Annotated in this window: 1 protein-coding gene; it reads left to right on the top strand. The window is 56.7% G+C overall.

Annotated elements, in window-relative coordinates; translation table 11 throughout:
* Positions 1-595 (top strand): hypothetical protein (locus tag QHG98_09780; GenBank protein ID MDH7598000.1); only part of this gene is annotated, 595 nt, incomplete at its 5' end.
* Between the last annotated feature and the right edge of the window lie 8 nt (positions 596-603).

Here is a 603-nt window from a genome sequence, read left to right as displayed (position 1 = left end):
GCACCTGACCCCCCTGCCGGCCAGGGAGTTCGACTACGCCCGGACCAGAACGGCAGAGGTGGATAGCCTGAGTCTGGTTAAGTTTGACCGGAACCGCTATTCGGTGCCGGTGGCCCTGGCCGGTAAAACAGTAACGGTTAAGGGCTATCCCTTTCAAGTGAAGATCTATTACCGCTCCCGGGAAATAGCCTGCCACCCACGCTGTTACCAGCAAAACAAAACCAGGCTGGAATGGGAGCATTACCTGCCGTTGCTGGTGAAAAAGCCCCGTTCTTTGCAAAATGCCCTGCCCTTGCGTCAGGCAGTCCTACCGACCGGTTTAAACCAGCTGAAAGAACACCTGCTGGCCCGGGCTCAAAGCTACGAACTCGCCCTGGTGCTGGGCCTGGTTATGGAACATGGCGTTGAAGCGGTGGAAGAAGCCATTATTCAGGCCCTGGCAGCAAACCAGTACAGCTTCCAGGCTGTACACTACTATCTGACCAGCAAGAAAAAACCGGTGACTTGCCAGCTCGAACTGGAAAAAGGCTTGCCGCAGGTAAAACCAGTGGACCTGCACATCTACGACCAGTTCCTGGGAGGTGCGGCCCGGTGAGCACCCCC

Origin of the sequence: Methanothrix sp. (assembly GCA_029907715.1) — an archaeon.
Classification (GTDB): domain Archaea; phylum Halobacteriota; class Methanosarcinia; order Methanotrichales; family Methanotrichaceae; genus Methanothrix_B.
The sequence above is the reverse complement of the archived record's forward strand: the minus strand, read 5'-3'. Positions and strand labels throughout refer to the sequence as shown.